We start from the raw sequence: 858 nt of genomic DNA, 5'->3' as shown, positions 1-858 counted from the left end.
CCGTTATAGTATTGAGTATGATAATCATTATCGAAAAAAAGGGTTAACGAGAGGAAGGAATTTACAAATGCTTCGTCGTTTTTTTGAGTATTATCGTCCTTACAAAGGTTTATTTATTTTGGACTTTTCTTGTGCCATATTGGCTGCGCTGCTTGAGCTTGTATTTCCGTTAGCGCTCAATCGGGTTATTGACGATTTGCTGCCAAGCGGCAAGTGGGACACCATCGTCTATGCATGCTTGGGTCTGCTGGGCGTATATGTTATCAGTGCGCTAATGCACTTTGTAGTTACATATTGGGGCCATAAGCTCGGTATCAACATCGAATCGGATATGCGCAAGAAGCTGTTCGACCGAATCCAGAAGCTCAGCTTCGGATTTTTTGATAACAATAAAACCGGTCATCTTGTCTCCCGCATGACCAACGATCTGATGGATATCGGGGAAATCGCCCATCATGGTCCAGAGGATATGTTTATCGCCGTCATGACCCTTATGGGCACGTTCGGAATTATGCTAAGCATCAACTGGCAGCTTGCCGTGTTGACCTTCATCATCATTCCGCTCATAGTTTACTTGTCCTTATATTTCAGCCGCAAAATGTCGCGCGCATTCGATAGTCTGTTCGCGAATATTGCCGATTATAATGCGCAGGTGGAAAACAACGTAAGCGGAATTCGCGTCGTTCAAGCATTCTCGAACGAAAATCACGAAATTAAACGTTTTGCGGTGCAAAACGAAAACTTCCGTCTTAATAAGCTGCTCACTTATCGGATTATGGCATGGAATTCTTCGATAAGCTTTATTTTGATGAAGCTTATTTCTTTATTCGTAATTGTCGTCGGCGCATGGTATGTGAT

The 858-nt window shown here is 43.0% G+C and carries 1 protein-coding gene; it reads left to right on the top strand.

Going from position 1 to position 858, the window contains the following annotated elements; all coding sequences use genetic code 11:
* Positions 1 to 67: 67 nt before the first annotated feature.
* On the top strand, positions 68 to 858 hold a 791-nt coding region (locus AB4Z33_RS31025), incomplete at its 3' end, for an ABC transporter ATP-binding protein (RefSeq protein ID WP_442053587.1).

The sequence above is a fragment of the Paenibacillus sp. 2TAB19 genome (genome assembly GCF_052115185.1).
Taxonomy (GTDB): Bacteria; Bacillota; Bacilli; order Paenibacillales; family Paenibacillaceae; genus Pristimantibacillus.
This window is presented reverse-complemented; position numbering and strand designations above follow the sequence as displayed.